Here is a 15245-nt window from a genome sequence, read left to right on the forward strand (position 1 = left end):
CTGTGCCTGCCAGACCCGTTGTGCCCGGGGTTTGCTCCCTGGTCCACAATTGGTCCACAAAATGACTCAAGTCAGAGGTGGAAACCACCTCTGACCTGGTCGGGCTGACAGGATTTGAACCTGCGACCACCTGACCCCCAGTCAGGTGCGCTACCAAGCTGCGCCACAGCCCGTCCGCGCCCATTGCTGGGCGCTCGAAGAGATTACCTCAGGTACCCCCAGGCTAGCGAATCGCCTGGTGAGCGGCGTGGCGACCGGGTGAGTGGGGGCTGAAACCTGGTCGGGCGCATGGGGTGTGACGGAGAACGGGGGAGGGAGGCGGATTGGCGGCGAGCAGTGGGGGCATTCCGCACAGTACTAATGGGGCCGTGCGGTTCGGCGGACCGGAAGGAGAGGGAGGGTATGAGTCGGGAGCGGCGGCTGGTCGAGGCGTTTGTGCAGTTGGCGGACTCGCTGGTGGAGGAGTACGACCCGGTGGACGTGGTGCAGGAGCTGCTGGATCGGGCTGTCGACCTGCTACCGGTGGATACTGCGGCCGTGCTGTTGGCGGGGGAGGACGGGGAGCTGAAAGTGCTGGCGTCGACCAGCGAGGCGACTCGGTGGCTGGAGTTGTTGCAGATCCAGGCGCAGGACGGGCCGTGTGTGCAGTCGTATCGCGACAGCGAGCAGGTCATCGTCGAGGATCTGGAGGAGGCGCGCGACCGGTGGCCCGCGTTCGCGAAACAGGCTCTGCTGGAAGGTTTTCAGTCGGTGTATGCGCTGCCGCTGCGGTTGCGGGCGGACCGGGTGGGGGCGCTGAATCTGTTCAGTACCGGCGAGGGGCACATGACGGAGGACGATCTGCTGGTGGGGCAGGCGCTGGCGGATATCGCGAGTATCGCGATTTTGCAGGCCCGGCTGCTGGCGGGCCACAAGACGGTCAACGGGCAGTTGCAGTCGGCGCTGCAGAGCCGGGTGGTGATCGAGCAGGCGAAGGGGATTCTGGCCGCGCACGGCGACCTGGATCCGGAGACGGCGTTCGACGCGTTGCGCGGATATGCCCGCAGTACCCGCTGCCGGCTACCGGATCTTGCGCGCGCTGTGGTCGACCGCACTATCGACGTGAGCAAGATCCTGGACCGCCGGCCCTGAGTTCACAGCCGTTCGTGCACGGTGAGCAGCAGATGGTCGAAGCGGGTGCGCAGCTCGACCATCTGCCCGTCCAGCGTGCTGACCTCGGAGACGAGCTGGGTGGCCAGCGTGCGCAGCTTGGTGCCGGTCTCCTGGGATCGCCAGGTGAGCACCCGGAATGCCTGGTCGGCGGTGATGCCGTAGATGAGCATCAGGACGCCTTTGGCCTGCTCGATGGCGGCCCGCGCGGTGTACAGCTCGGGTAGCGCACCGTTGAGGGTCTGCCTGCGGTCTTCTTCGAGCGTGTTGGTGATGTCGATGTAGTACCCGGAGGTGCCGATCACGTCGCCGTCGTCGTCGACCATGTCGTCGCCGACGACGAGGACATGGTGCACGCCGCCCGTGGTGTCGATGATGCGGTGCCTGCTGCAGAACGGTTCACCGGTTTCGAGGGTGCGGGCGATGGTGTTCGCTACCTGTTCGCGGTCCTCGGGGTGCTTGTGGGACAGCAGGAGTTCGGTGGACGGGCGCACCGCTCCTGGTTCGTAGCCGTGGATGAGCGTGACCTCGTCGGACCATTCCCAACGCTGGTCGGCGAGCCAGAAGCGGAACGTTCCCGCATGCTGTGCGCTGCCCGCGCCGAGCACCTCCTCGACCGGTCGCACCGTCTCGGACCCGATGACGCCGAAGTCCACCAGCATCCGGGCCGAGCCCTCGGCTGGAATGTCGCCGCCCTCCGGCGTGACTTCCGGAACATCAACAGACTGATCCAACAACCTGCCCCTCTCCAACTCGACCGATGTCGGTACCTGAAACGGTCGGCTGACAGGGGCTGGGGCAGCGCGTTCCGGTCGATTAGGTTACCCCGGCGCACCGACAGCTCGTCGGGGAGGCGCATCGCGCAGCCGCTCGGTCCAGCAAATGTGGCGTGACCTCGGGGCAGCGGTACCGGCGAGCCGTTCGGGCCCGCTGGTGCGGTGCCGAGCCCGGTTGTGGCACAGCGATTCTCCGGTCAAACCCGCCTGGCGACGGTCAGCACATCCGGCACCAGCGCGTCCGGGAGCGGCCTGCGCACCTTGCGCTGCCCGGTGACTCGGAAGCCCGCGGATTCCACCTGCAGTCGCATCTCGGCGGGCGACGGGAAGTATGCGACATTCTGAATCGGCTGCGGCTGCAACAATCGGGCGAAGCGGCTGCGGGGGTTGTTGAGGACGATGGCGAGTAGCCCGCCGGGCGAGAGAATCCGGTGGAACTCCGCGAGTGCCGCGGCGTGGTCGAAGAAGTGGAAGGCGTGGGTGGAGACGACGGCGTCGACCGCCCCGTCCGGCAGGCCGAGGTCCTCGGCCTGCCGATTGAGCCAATTCACCTCGCGGTTGCGAGCTTTCGCCTGCCGGAGCATGCCGACGGAGGCGTCGCAGCCGTACACCACCTCGGGCGCCAGCTTCTGCTGGATCCGCGACGCGAGAATGCCGGTGCCGCAGCCGACATCGGCAATCCGGCGGATCCCGGCCTGCCGCAGCTGGTCGATGATCTCGTCCTGCGGCGGCTGGTAGGCGACGCGCTGCACCAGGGGCGCGTTGTAGACCCGGGCAAGTCGATTCCAGCTGAAGGTGACGAGACTGTTGAAGGCCCGGGCCGGTGCGTGCGGCATGGCTGACATGAGCGTCCCTTCTGGGTAACTGGTCTCGATCCTAAATTGTCTGAGACAATTTAGGAAGCCTTGGTCGAGCTGCCGGATGCGGCGGTGGCGCTCAAGGGTTTCGCGATGTCCTCGAGCGAACGACCCTCTGCCCGTACGCCGTAAGCCAGCTCGACCAACCCGGCGGCGAACATCGCGGTGGCGCCGATGGCGAAGGCGAGCGCGGTCTTACCGGGGTCACCCTCGGCGGCCAGCTTGGAGAACACCAGCGGCCCGGCCACACCACCCGCGACGGTGCCGATCGCGTAGAAGAACGCGATGGCCATAGCCCGCGTCTCCATCGGAAAGATCTCGCTCACCGTCAGATACGCCGCGCTGGCGCCACAGGATGCGACGAACAGCACCGCCGTCCAGCACGCGGTCAGGGTAACCGCCGACAATACGCCCGCCTGGAAAAGCCATGCGGTGCCGAACAATAGAACCGCCGAGCCGACGTAGCAGCCCGTGATCATCGGCTTGCGCCCGATCGTGTCGAACAGCCTGCCGAGCAGCAGCGGCCCGAGGAAGTTGCCGAAGCAGATCACGGCGAAGTAGTAGCCGACCCGATCGTCGGCCACATGAAACGACTTCGACAGGATGAGCGCGTAATTGAAGGTGATGGCGTTGTACAGAAACGCCTGCCCGATGAACAGCGCGAGCCCGAGCACGCTGCGCCGCGGATAGTGCCGCACCATCACCGCGGCGATCTCGCGGAAGCTGATGGTGCGCCGCTGCTGGATCTCGATCCGCTGATCCGACACATCTTCCAGTTCGCGACCGGTGTCGGCACGCACTTGCTTTTCGATATCGACTACGGTTCGCTCGGCCGCGTCCTCTCGCTCATGGATGAACATCCAACGAGGACTCTCCGGTACGTGACGGCGCACCACCAGAATGACCAGCCCGAACACGGCGCCCAGCGCAAAGGTCAAGCGCCAGCCGATGTTCGCCGGGAACAGGTTGGTATTCAACGCGACGACGGACAGTAGTGAGCCGCCGACGGCGCCGAGCCAGAACGTCCCGTTGATCACGATGTCGATGCGTCCGCGATATTTGCGCGGGATGAGCTCGTCGATCGCGGAGTTGATCGCCGCGTATTCGCCGCCGATGCCGAATCCGGTGAGGAAGCGGAACAGGATGAACCACCACACCGAAAACGACACGGCGGTAAGCGCTGTCGCGATGAGATACACGGCAAGCGTGATCAAGAACAGCTTCTTGCGGCCGAATCTGTCGGTGAGCCAACCGAAGAACAGCGCGCCGCAGCCCGCACCCGCGACGTACATCGCCGCCGCGAGCCCGGAAACCTGTGCGGCCGTGATGTTCAGGCCGCTCCCGGGCTCGGACAACCGGCTCGCCACGCTGCCGACGACGGTGACCTCGAGGCCATCCAGGATCCACACGGACCCGAGCCCGATCACCACCATCCAGTGCCAGCGCGACCACGGCAAACGATCGAGTCGCGCCGGAATGTCGGTCGAAATCGTCTTCACAGGCCACCCACCTTCGGTCGATGCGGACCGTTTACCCGGCGAAGAGGCGACTATTCACTCGCGTGTTCGGGTCGCGTTGCTCCAGGTCAGGGCGTTGAGCGCCCGCAGGCAGGCGCATCGAGACGGGATTGAGCTACCCTGCGCAGAAGTGAAACCTGTTACAGAAAGTGGCCGCGCGATGAAGGTGATGTTCGCACTCTGGGACGCGGGCGATCTGCTCGCCGACGAGCTGACCGCACGACTGACCGCCGCCGGAACCACTGCGTTACAGGTGAACATCGCCGACGCCGAGGTCGCGAACGCCATGCTCCGGCTGACAACCTTCGACGAGCCGGTAGCCGCGGTGGTCAGCGCATGGATATCCGGACCACGCGAAACGGACTCCGTCGCAGCAGTTCTCGCGGAGGTCGCGAAGCGGGTCGCCGGTTGGCACGTCGAGGAGGCGCGCCCGATCGAGCCGCCCGCGGTCCCGCTCGGTAGGCGAACGCCGGGTCTGGCCAATCTCGCTTTTCTCCGACGGCCGGACACTCTCCCGCACGCCGAATGGCTGCATCGCTGGCGTGACGAGCACACCGAAGTCGCCATCACCACCCAGGCGACCTTCGGCTACGTCCAGAATCTCGTGCTCGACCGCGTCACGAATGACGCCCCCGACATCGCCGCCATCGTCGAGGAACTCTTCCCCATCGAGGCACTCACCGACCCGCACGCGTTCTACGGCAGCGCCGGTGACAACGCCGAACTGACGCGCCGGATCGACCGAATGATGAAGAGCGTGGCCGCCTTCGGCGCCGACCGCGACATCGACGTCGTACCGACCAGCCGCTACCTGCTGCGCTGAGCCGACCCGGGGGCACTGCCCGGTACGGTCGCGCCGCTCGCTGCGGCGGCACGGCCTCGCTCCACCGAGGCATGGAGCGCCGAACGGGCGGCCCGAACAGCCGGATGGTTCCCGGTGCCCCGCCGATACGCCAGCAGCGTCCGCCGCCGCGTCGCCAACGGCGTCAGCGTGACCTCCGCCGGGCACGTCAACGCGCCGAGCTCCGGCACCAGCGCCACCCCCTGCCCCGCCGCGACGAGCGCGAGCACGGTGCCGAAATCATCGGCATGATGCCGCACGTGCGGCGTGAATCCCGCTGCCTGACAGGCGCGCACGGTCATCGTGTGACACAACGTGTCGGGAGTGCCTGCGATCCACGAGGTTTCGCGATGCGCGCCCAGCGACGCGTCGGACAGCGCTGCCAGATAGATGGTTTCCTCGAGCAGCGGCTCGGTATCGAGCGCCGAATCCGGCTCGACGGGCACATAGTCGTATTCCTGCACCAGCGCGACGTCCAGCGTCTCGGCGCGCAGCGCGGCGGGCGCGGTCGCCGGATCCAGTTCGGTCACCATCAGTTCCAACCCGGGATGATCGCGGCTCAGCGCGACGAGCGCGGGGGACAGGATCGTTCGGACGGCGGTCGGAAAGGCGCCGATCCGCAACGTGCCGGTGAGTTCGGCGCGGCTGGTGGCCAAGTCGGCGGCGGCCTGTTCGAGCACCGCGAGGATCGTCTCCGCGTGCTCGACGAGGGTGCGCGCGGCCGGGGTCAGCATGACCCGCCGCCCGGTCCGCTCCAGCAGCGGCACACCGGCTTCGCGCTCCAGCGCGCTGAGCTGCTGGGAGACGGCCGAGGGCGTGTAGGCGAGCGCGTCGGCGACCGCCGCGATGGTCTCGCGATGCGCCAGCTCGCGCAGCAGTCGCAACTTCCGAATATCGAGCATCAGTTCACCTTATGCTCGAATGTAGAAATATGAACTGGACCTGAAGGTTCAACGAGGTCACGCTGATATGCATGACGCTCGCAGGCCTCTTCGTCCCCCTGGTCACCCCGTTCACCGCGGACGGCGCGCTAGCGGCCGACGCACTGGCGGGCCTGGCACATTCGGCGCTCGCCGACGGCGCGACCGGTTTGGTCGCGCTCGGCACCACCGCGGAGACCGCGACCCTGAACGCGACGGAGCGCCGACTCGTCGTCGATATCTGCGCCCGCGCGTGCCGAGAACACAACGCCCCCTTGATCGTCGGCGCCGGATCCAACTGCACGGCCGACTCGATCGACGCACTCGCCGGCCTCAGCTCGCACATCACCGCCGCGCTCACTGTCGTCCCGTACTACACCCGCCCCTCCGAAGCCGGCGTCCTCGCCCACTTCCGCGCCCTCGTCGCCACCAGCCCGGTCCCGCTGGTCGTCTACAACATTCCGTATCGGACCGGCCGCACCCTCGGCGCCGACACCTTGCGCGAGCTCGCCGCGGAGCCGAACATCATCGGCGTCAAACACGCCGTCGGCGCCATCGACGACACCACCGTCGAGCTGATGCGAACGCGCCCAGCCGATTTCGCCGTCCTCGCCGGTGACGATCTGTACGCCGCACCGCTGCTCGCCCTCGGCGCCACCGGCGGAATCCTCGCCTCCGCGACACTCGCCACCGCCTCGTTCGCCGCCCTGGTGACCGCCTGGCGCGACGGACCGCTGGACGAGGCCCGCGCCCTCAGCCACCGTCTCGCCGCATTGTCCGCAGCCCTCTTCGCCGAACCCAACCCCGCCGTCATCAAGGCGGTCCTGGCCGCCGAGGGGCGCATCCCCAGCCCGGCGGTCCGCCTGCCGCTGCTTCCCGCGAGTGCCGCCGCGACGGCGGCCGCCTGCGCCGCGCTGGAATTTTGTTCTGCCGAATCCACGCAGAAATTGCTGGTGTAGGAGGCGAAGAGATGGAACGCTGAAGCGGTGACTCAACCTCCGGATACTCAGGCGACGGGGCCTGATCCGACCGCCGACAAACTGGACGCGGCGGTCTTCAAGGTGGCAGGCGTGGTCGTGCTCGGCGCGATCATGTCGATCCTCGACATCACCGTCGTCAACATCGCGCTGCCTACCTTCCAAGCCGAGTTCGAGACGAGCTACGCCATCGCGGCGTGGACGATCACCGGCTACACATTGGCGCTGGCCACCGTCATTCCGCTGACCGGCTGGGCGGCGGATCGGTTCGGCACGAAACGCCTCTACATGGCGGCGCTGACGTTCTTCGTCCTCGGCTCGGTGCTGTGCGCCACCGCGTGGAACATCGAGTCGCTCATCGCGTTCCGGGTGATCCAGGGCATCGGCGGCGGCATGCTGATGCCGCTCGGCATGACGATCATGACGCACGCGGCGGGCCCGCAGCGGGTCGGCCGGGTGATGGCGGTGCTCGGTGTGCCGATGCTGCTCGGTCCGATCTGCGGACCGATCCTCGGTGGCTGGTTGATCGAGTTCCACTGGCAGTGGATCTTCCTGATCAACGTGCCGATCGGCGTCATCTCGCTGGTCTTGGCGCAGGTGGTGTTCCCGGCGGACAAGCCGGAGCCGTCGGAGTCGTTCGACTTCCTCGGCATGTTGCTCGCCTCGCCCGGGCTCGCGCTGTTCCTGTTCGGCGTCTCGTCCATTCCCGGTGAGGGAACGGTGCTGGCGACGAAGGTGCTGCTGCCCGCGATTATCGGCTTGATTCTCATGGTGGCGTTCGTCTTCCACGCGCTGCGCACCGAGCATCCGCTGATCGATCTGCATCTGTTCCGCAACCGCGCGCTGACCTTCGCGGTGCTCACCATGGTGCTGTTCGCCATCGCGTTCTTCGGCGGGGCGTTGCTGCTGCCGACCTACCTGCAGCAGATCCGCGGCGAATCGGCGCTGATGGCCGGCTTGCTACTGATCCCACAGGGTTTGGGCGCGATGATCACCATGCCGGTCGCGGGACGGCTGGTCGACAAGATCGGACCGGGCAAGATCGTGCTGGTCGGCATCACCCTGATCGTGTTCAGCACGGTGTTCTTCACCAAGCTCGGCGTGGATACCTCGTACCCGCTCATGCTCGGCGCGCTGTTCGTGATGGGTCTGGGCATGGGCTGCACGATGATGCCGATCATGACCGCGGCGATTCAGACGCTGAGCCATCAGCAGGTCGCCCGCGGCTCGACCTTGATGAACATCGTGAACCAGACCGCAGGTTCGATCGGCACCGCGGTGATCTCGGTGGTGCTGACCAACTTCCTGAACAAGGAGGAGTTCGCCAAGCCGGCGATCGCGGCGAACGCCAACCCGGAGTTCGCGAGCAAGCTGCCGCCGGGTGTGCTGGAGACCGGATTGAGCCAGGCCGCAACGGCATTCAGCCACACCTACATCGTGGCGCTGGTGCTGACCGTCCTCACGCTGGTTCCGGCGTTTTTCCTGCCGCGGACCAAGCCGAAGAACCCGGAAGCGGTCGACGCGATCGCCGCGGTGCACGTCTGACAACCGCACACCTTCTGGTTCCCGCCCACCGACTCGCCGCACCGACACGCGTGCGGATGTCACAGCGTGCGGCGACCGGGATCGAGCCGCGATACCTCGCGGCTCGATCCCGGTGTTCGCGGGCGGGAGGTCAGCCGGGCAGATCCTCGATGGTCGCCGCCTCGTTCCTGGACAAATTGATGCCCAGGTTCGCCGCGGCGCGCTCCAGATCCTCGTCGTCACCGTCGCGCATCTCGATCGCCATGCCGTCCGAGGACAGCACCTCGACGTTGAGGCACAGCGACTGGAGTTCCTTGAGGAGCACCTTGAAGGACTCCGGAATGCCCGGCTCCGGAATGTTCTCGCCCTTGACGATCGCCTCGTACACCTTGACCCGGCCCACGATGTCGTCGGACTTGATCGTCAGCAGTTCCTGCAGCGTGTAGGCCGCGCCGTAGGCCTGCATGGCCCAGCACTCCATTTCGCCGAAGCGCTGACCACCGAACTGCGCCTTACCACCGAGCGGCTGCTGGGTGATCATCGAGTACGGGCCGGTCGAACGGGCGTGAATCTTGTCGTCGACCAGGTGGTGCAGCTTCAGGATGTACATGTAGCCGACCGCCACCGGGTACGGGAACGGCTCGCCCGAGCGGCCGTCGAGCAGGGTGGCCTTGCCGTCCGGGCCGACCATCACCTCGCCGTCGCGATTGGGCAGGGTCGAGCCGAGTAGTCCGGTGAGCTCCTCGTCCCGCGCTCCGTCGAACACGGGCGTGGCCAGATTGCTGTTCGCGGGTGCGGCGAGCAGTTCTTCGGGCAGTGTTTCGGCCCAGTCGGGCGCACCCTTGACCTCCCAACCGGTTTTGCCGATCCAGCCGAGGTGGGTCTCCAGGATCTGGCCGATGTTCATCCGGCGCGGCACGCCGTGGGTGTTCAGGATGATGTCGACCGGGGTGCCGTCGGTCATGAACGGCATGTCCTCGGTCGGCAGGATCTTGCCGATAACACCCTTGTTGCCGTGGCGGCCGGCGAGCTTGTCGCCGTCCTGGATCTTGCGCTTCTGCGCCACGTACACGCGCACCAGCTCATTCACGCCCGGCGGCAGGTCATCGTCATCGTCGCGCGAAAAGACCCGGATGCCAATGACTTTCCCGGATTGTCCGTGCGGCATCTTCAGCGAGGTGTCGCGCACCTCGCGCGCCTTCTCACCGAAGATCGCGCGCAGCAACCGCTCCTCGGGGGTCAGCTCGGTCTCACCCTTCGGGGTGACCTTGCCGACGAGGATGTCGCCGTCACGCACCTCGGCACCGATTCGGATGATGCCGCGCTCGTCCAAGTCGGCGAGTACGTCGTCGGAGATGTTCGGAATATCGCGGGTGATCTCCTCGGCGCCCAATTTCGTGTCGCGGGCATCGACTTCGTGCTCTTCGATGTGGATCGAGGTGAGCACGTCCTCTTCCACGAGGCGCTGCGACAGGATGATCGCGTCCTCGTAGTTGTGGCCTTCCCACGGCATGATCGCGACGAGCAGGTTCTTGCCCAGCGCCATCTCACCGTTCTCGGTGCACGGTCCGTCGGCAAGGACTTGTCCCGCTTCGACTCTCGCGCCCTCGTCGACGATCGGGCGCTGGTTGACGCAGTTGCCCTGATTCGACCGGTCGAACTTGCGTAGGCGGTAACTCTTGCGGGTGCCGTCGTCGGCCATCACCGTGAGGTAGTCGGCCGAAACCTCCTCCACCACACCGGGTTTCTCGTTGACGACCATATCGCCGGAGTCGATGGCCGCGCGTAGCTCCATGCCGGTGCCCACCAGCGGGGCCTCGGAACGGACGAGCGGCACCGCCTGCTTCTGCATGTTGGCGCCCATCAGCGCGCGGTTGGCGTCGTCGTGCTCGAGGAACGGAATCATCGCTGTCGCGACCGAAACCATTTGGCGCGGTGAGACATCCATGTAGTCGACCTCGGCGGGGGAGACGAACTCGACTTCGTCGCCGAAGCGCCGCGCGAGGACCTTCTGCTCGACCAGTCGCCCCTGTGCGTCGACCGGCGAGTTGGCCTGGGCGCGGATATACCGTTCCTCTTCATCGGCGGTCAGGTAGACCACCTCGTCGGTGGCCCGGCCGTCGACCACCTTGCGGTACGGAGTCTCGATGAAGCCGAAGGGATTGACCCGCGCGAACACCGAGAGGTAGCCGATCAGGCCGATGGTCGGGCCTTCCGGCGTTTCGATCGGGCACATGCGGCCGTAGTGGCTGAAGTGGATGTCGCGGACCTCGATGCTGGCCCGTTCCCGCGAGAGACCACCCGGGCCCAGCGCCGTGAGGCGGCGTTTCTGGGTGAGCCCGGACAGCGGGTTGTTCTGGTCCATGAACTGCGACATCTGGGAGGTGCCGAAGAACTCCTTGATCGCCGCGCTCACCGGGCGGATATTGATCAGGGTCTGCGGGGTGATCGCCTCGATGTCCTGGGTCGTCATCCGTTCGCGGACAACACGTTCCATGCGGGACAGGCCCAGCCGGACCTGGTTCTGGATCAGTTCACCGACGGTGCGCAGGCGACGGTTGCCGAAGTGGTCGATGTCGTCGACGGTGATCGGGAGTTCGACGCCGTCGGGTGAGTTCATGGTCTTGTCGCCGCGGTGCAGGCGGGCCAGGTACTCGATGATGGTGACGAGATCTGTTTCGGTCAGCGTCATCTGGTCGATGTGCAGGCCGAGCTTCTTGTTGACCTTGTAGCGGCCGACGCGGGCCAGGTCGTAGCGCTTCTCCTTGAAGAACAGGTTTTCCAGCATGTTCTGCGCCGACTCTTTGGTCGGCGGTTCGCCGGGCCGCAGCTTGCGGTAGATGTCGAGCAGCGCCTCGTCGGTGCCCGTCGTGTGGTCTTTCGCCAGCGTGGACAGCATGATCTCGGAGAACCCGAAACGCTCGGCGATCTGCTCCACGGTCCAGCCGAAGGCCTTGAGCAGCACGGTGACCGGCTGGCGACGCTTGCGGTCGATGCGCACACCGATCGTGTCGCGCTTGTCGATGTCGAACTCCAGCCACGCGCCACGCGACGGAATGACCCGGGCGCTGTGCAGGTCCTTCTCGGTGGTCTTGTCGACAGAGTGGTCGAAGTAGACACCCGGCGAACGAACCAGCTGGGAGACGACGACGCGCTCGGTGCCGTTGATGATGAACGTGCCCTTGTCGGTCATCATCGGGAAATCTCCCATGAAGACCGTCTGGCTCTTGATCTCACCGGTGTTGTTGTTGATGAACTCCGCGGTGACGAACAACGGCGCCGCGTAGGTCATGTCCTTGTCTTTGCACTCGTCGGCGGAGGCCTTGACCTCTTCGAACCGAGGGTCGGACAGCGACAGCGACATCGTGCCTGCGAAATCTTCGATCGGCGAGAGTTCGGCGAGCACCTCTTCGAGGCCGCCTGCGGTGCTGTCCTGGCCGCGGGCGGCGGCGCGGGCACGCCACTGTGGCGCGCCGATCAGCCATTGGAATGAATCGAATTGGGGGTCGAGCAGCCCCGGAACGTCGAGGGGCTCACGAATTCTGGCGAAAGACACCCGCTTCGGTGCGCCGGGGACACCGGCGATGACCTGGGCGTTGTTGGTGGCTTGGTGCGGGGAGACTGACACGGTGCGTCCTTCCACGACCTCATGCTGATGAATTGCGTGTGATCGCCTACCCGAACGGAACTCGCACACCATAGGAAGTGAGGACCACGGTATCGGTGGTGATCACAACGGATTGGTTCGTGGGGTCGGACAGGAGGCAGCCAGCGCAACGCATCAAATTACTCGCATATTCGCGGCAGCACAATAGGCATTCGATAATTGGGCACATGGGAGAGCCACTTCGAATGTTTTCCTCTGTGGTAATAGTAACTCCGGGATGTCGCCCGCGTCAAGACTTTCGGCGAAATCAATGGCAGAAGTCCGGTTCGGGGCTGCGCTACGTCCAGGCCTCGTCCAGAAAGTCCAGCACGAGCGGGCTTGCAATGGCTCGGAATTCGTCGAAGTAGGCATGCCGGGCGCCGGGGATCAACCGCATGCGGGCGTGCGGGATGCGCTCGGCGAGCAGCGGCGCGTTCGCCGCCGGATTGAAGCGGTCCTCGGTTCCGTGCACGATCAGGGTGGGGGTTGCGATGTCCGGCAGTGCGTCCCAGGCGTCGTGCCGGTTGCTGGCCATCAGGTGCCGGCGTTTGGCGTAGGCGGGCATAGTGGGATCGCCGACGGTGTTGTACGGGCCGGTGGTCTGTGCGAGCCATTCCGGGGTGTACATCAATTCCAGTAGGGCCTGATCGGCGGCGGCCTGGTCGGGTTGAATGAGCGACTGCCGAATCTCGGGACCGCGTTCGATGCCGTGTCTACCGCCGGGGGAGGTGCAGCCGAGGATGAGGCCGTGCACTCGTCCGGGATAGCGGGCGGCCAGCCACTGCCCGACCCGGCCACCCATCGACGTGCCGTACACCGCGGCTCGTTCGATGCCGAGGTCGTCCAGCACGGCGACCACGTCATCGGCGAAACCCGCTGTGCTGTAAGGCTCGTCGGGTTTGTCGCTGTCGCCGGTGCCGCGCCAGTCGAGGGTGACGGTGCGATACCGGGCTTCGAAGTCCTCGCGGATGCCGTCCCACCAGTGATGGTTGTTGGCTTGTCCGGCGAGCAGGATCAGCGGGCTGCCGGCGCCTGCGGTTTGATACGCGAGGCGAACTCCGTTGGCGGCCTTGGCATATGGCACGGTATCGGTCCTATCGCGTCGGTGGGTCGGTGGGGCGCAGGCCAGCGAGGACCAATTGCAGGCAGCGGCGCCACGCGGGCGAGCCGGTCGCCTCACCGAGCAGCGACAGCGCCCACACCAGATGCACCACGTCGTCATCGGTCGCGTCGGCGCGCACCGCACCCGCCTGCCTGGCTCGGTGCAGCAGCGTCGACAGGTGCGACATGCCGCGGTGGCAGGCCTCGGTGAGTTGGGCGGCGGCGGGGTGGTCGCCGGTGAAGGCCTCGAGCAGCCCGCGGTCGGCGGTGAACTGATCCAGCAGCTCCTCGATGAATCCGCTGAACGCCACCCACGCATCCGGTTCGGCCGCCGCCCGCGCGGCGAAATCCTCCATCGCGGCGAGCCGGGCGGGCAGCAGCGCGTCGATGAGCGCGTCGCGGTGCGGGAAGTGGTTGTAGAGCGTGCCGATGCTGACCCCGGCCCGGCGCGCGATCTCCTCCAGTGAACCGTCGAGGCCCTGCTCGGTGAACACACCGGCGGCCTCCCGCAACAGCTTCTCGCGATTGCGGGCGGCGTCGCGGCGCAACGGTTTGGTCATGGTGACCATCCTACAAAAGTCGAGGGGCTCCTCGATTTCGTGGTACGTTTTTAAAACGAGGGTCCCCTCAGTTTAGGAACAGGAGATCGTATGTCCAGCACATCCACCGCCGTGATCATCGGCGTCGGACCCGGACTCGGCATGTCCATGGCGCGGCGATTCGGCAGCGAGGGATTCCGGGTCGCGCTGGTGTCGCGCAACGACGCGCGCCACGAGGGCTATCTGAAAGAGCTTGCCGCGCAAGGTATCGACGGCACCGCGCATGCTGCTGACGTCACCGACCGGGCCCGGCTGAAGTCGGTTCTCGCCGACATAGCGAGCGATGGCGATATCGAACTCGTTTATTACGGCCCGGCTCCGGCCCACCAGCCCATTCCGCTTACCGAAATCGACGCCGACACAGCGCGATCCGCGTTCGACTGGATCTGGCCCGCCGTCGACATGGTGCACGATGTGCTCCCGGCCATGCTGGCGCGCGGTTCCGGCGCCTTACTGTTCGCGGGCGGGCTCTCCAGCGTTCGGCCGATGCCCATGCTCGGTCACCTGGCCCTGCCCTCCGCCGCGCTGCGCAACTACGCCGTCACGCTGCATGCTGCTCTGGCCGATCGCGGGGTCTATGCGGGCACCCTCACCATCGGCGGTCTCATCGAACGCGGGGATATCCACAGCATGGTGACCGCCGACCCGGATCGCTACGGATCGCCCGAGGGTCACACCCTCGATCCCGACCAGCTCGCCGACACGGCCTGGGATATGTACCGCAGCCGGGGCCGGGCGGAGGAAGTGTTCGACGTATTCAGCGGCTGACGGTACCGCTCAGCCGTCCGTGAGGATTTTGGCGGCGGCTTCCAATCCCTCGGCGGTACCGACGACCACCAGCAGGTCGCCTGCGGCGAAGAGGAAGTCCGGGCCCGGTGAGGGGATGACCGTACCGCCCCGCATGATCGCCACGATGGAACACCTTGTCCGGCTGCGCATCTCGGTATCGCCGAGTGGGCGGCCGGCATAGGGGGAGTCGTCGAGAATCAACAACTGCCGGGTATTCACGCCGTCGAAGTCGCGGTGCTCGTCCCGCAGCTGCGCGATCAGCTGCGGGGCGCCCAATAAGTTGGCCAGCGCGGCCGCCTCCGACGCCGACAGCGGAATCTGATCCGTGGCTTCCGGATTGTCGGCTTTGCTGACGATCAGATAGATCGTGCCGTCCTTGTGATCGATGACCCCGATCCGGCGGCGACCGCCCTTGACCGGAAAGTCCTTGCGCACACCGATACCCGGTAGGCGCGTCACTTCAACGTTCACCACACCAGCGTAACCGCGCCGGTCAGGTGAGGTGTGATCATGCTTATTCATCATAACCGATCGATCGTACGCGTTGTA

13 protein-coding genes and 1 tRNA gene are annotated in these 15245 nt (G+C 66.1%); 5 read left to right on the forward strand and 9 right to left on the reverse strand.

Annotated features, from left to right (window positions below; translation table 11 throughout):
* Nucleotides 1–96: 96 nt before the first annotated feature.
* Nucleotides 97–173: transfer RNA gene (locus DMB37_RS37370), tRNA-Pro, on the reverse strand.
* A 229-nt stretch (nt 174–402) separates the two neighbouring features.
* Here DMB37_RS37370 and DMB37_RS37375 point away from each other — a divergent pair.
* Nucleotides 403–1131 carry a GAF and ANTAR domain-containing protein gene (locus tag DMB37_RS37375; protein ID WP_135236742.1) on the forward strand — a complete coding sequence of 243 codons (729 nt, stop codon included), beginning with the start codon at nt 403–405 and terminating at the stop codon, nt 1129–1131.
* Nucleotides 1132–1133: 2 nt separating this feature from the next.
* On the opposite strand, the gene DMB37_RS37380 is transcribed toward DMB37_RS37375, so the two are convergent.
* The 3 genes from DMB37_RS37380 to DMB37_RS37390 all read right to left on the reverse strand — a co-directional run bounded on the left by DMB37_RS37380 (nt 1134) and on the right by DMB37_RS37390 (nt 4281).
* A complete protein-coding gene (locus DMB37_RS37380) occupies nt 1134–1883 on the reverse strand; it encodes a PAS and ANTAR domain-containing protein (RefSeq protein WP_240771904.1) in 750 nt (249 codons plus the stop codon).
* Between the two features lie 239 nt (nt 1884–2122).
* Nucleotides 2123–2761: a class I SAM-dependent methyltransferase gene (locus DMB37_RS37385; RefSeq protein WP_135238061.1), complete on the reverse strand. Its 639-nt coding sequence runs from the start codon at nt 2759–2761 to the stop codon at nt 2123–2125.
* A gap of 59 nt (nt 2762–2820) precedes the next feature.
* Entirely contained in the window at nt 2821–4281 is a 1461-nt protein-coding gene (locus DMB37_RS37390; RefSeq protein ID WP_135236743.1) for an MFS transporter, read from the reverse strand.
* Nucleotides 4282–4459: 178 nt separating this feature from the next.
* Here DMB37_RS37390 and DMB37_RS37395 point away from each other — a divergent pair, with 178 nt between their 5' ends.
* Nucleotides 4460–5122, forward strand: coding sequence for an EthD domain-containing protein (locus DMB37_RS37395; protein ID WP_135236744.1), 663 nt, complete (start codon nt 4460–4462; stop codon nt 5120–5122).
* Here DMB37_RS37395 and DMB37_RS37400 read toward each other — a convergent pair.
* Nucleotides 5107–6042: a LysR family transcriptional regulator gene (locus DMB37_RS37400; protein ID WP_135236745.1), complete on the reverse strand. Its 936-nt coding sequence runs from the start codon at nt 6040–6042 to the stop codon at nt 5107–5109. The genes DMB37_RS37395 and DMB37_RS37400 overlap by 16 nt on opposite strands.
* Before the next feature lie 71 nt (nt 6043–6113).
* On the opposite strand from DMB37_RS37400, the gene dapA reads away from it, so the two are divergent.
* Nucleotides 6114–7019 (forward strand): 4-hydroxy-tetrahydrodipicolinate synthase, encoded by a 906-nt coding sequence (gene dapA / locus DMB37_RS37405; RefSeq protein WP_135236746.1) that lies wholly within the window; start codon nt 6114–6116, stop codon nt 7017–7019.
* A gap of 27 nt (nt 7020–7046) precedes the next feature.
* On the forward strand, nt 7047–8582 hold the full coding sequence (locus DMB37_RS37410) for a DHA2 family efflux MFS transporter permease subunit (protein WP_135236747.1): 1536 nt from the start codon (nt 7047–7049) through the stop codon (nt 8580–8582).
* A 130-nt stretch (nt 8583–8712) separates the two neighbouring features.
* Here the strand turns inward: DMB37_RS37410 and DMB37_RS37415 are convergent, their stop codons facing one another.
* The 3 genes from DMB37_RS37415 to DMB37_RS37425 form a co-directional block, all read right to left on the reverse strand.
* Nucleotides 8713–12261 (reverse strand): DNA-directed RNA polymerase subunit beta, encoded by a 3549-nt coding sequence (locus DMB37_RS37415; RefSeq protein ID WP_135236748.1) that lies wholly within the window; start codon nt 12259–12261, stop codon nt 8713–8715.
* A 244-nt stretch (nt 12262–12505) separates the two neighbouring features.
* On the reverse strand, nt 12506–13291 hold the full coding sequence (locus DMB37_RS37420) for an alpha/beta fold hydrolase (RefSeq protein ID WP_135236749.1): 786 nt from the start codon (nt 13289–13291) through the stop codon (nt 12506–12508).
* 10 nt (nt 13292–13301) lie between these two features.
* Nucleotides 13302–13868: a TetR/AcrR family transcriptional regulator gene (locus tag DMB37_RS37425; RefSeq protein WP_135236750.1), complete on the reverse strand. Its 567-nt coding sequence runs from the start codon at nt 13866–13868 to the stop codon at nt 13302–13304.
* Between the two features lie 90 nt (nt 13869–13958).
* On the opposite strand from DMB37_RS37425, the gene DMB37_RS37430 reads away from it, so the two are divergent.
* A complete protein-coding gene (locus DMB37_RS37430; protein WP_135236751.1) occupies nt 13959–14675 on the forward strand; it encodes an SDR family NAD(P)-dependent oxidoreductase in 717 nt (238 codons plus the stop codon).
* Nucleotides 14676–14684: 9 nt separating this feature from the next.
* On the opposite strand, the gene DMB37_RS37435 is transcribed toward DMB37_RS37430, so the two are convergent.
* Entirely contained in the window at nt 14685–15167 is a 483-nt protein-coding gene (locus DMB37_RS37435; protein WP_167769061.1) for a cation:proton antiporter regulatory subunit, read from the reverse strand.
* Nucleotides 15168–15245 lie beyond the last annotated feature (78 nt).

Source organism: Nocardia sp. CS682, assembly GCF_004634405.1.
Taxonomy (GTDB): domain Bacteria; phylum Actinomycetota; class Actinomycetes; order Mycobacteriales; family Mycobacteriaceae; genus Nocardia; species Nocardia ninae.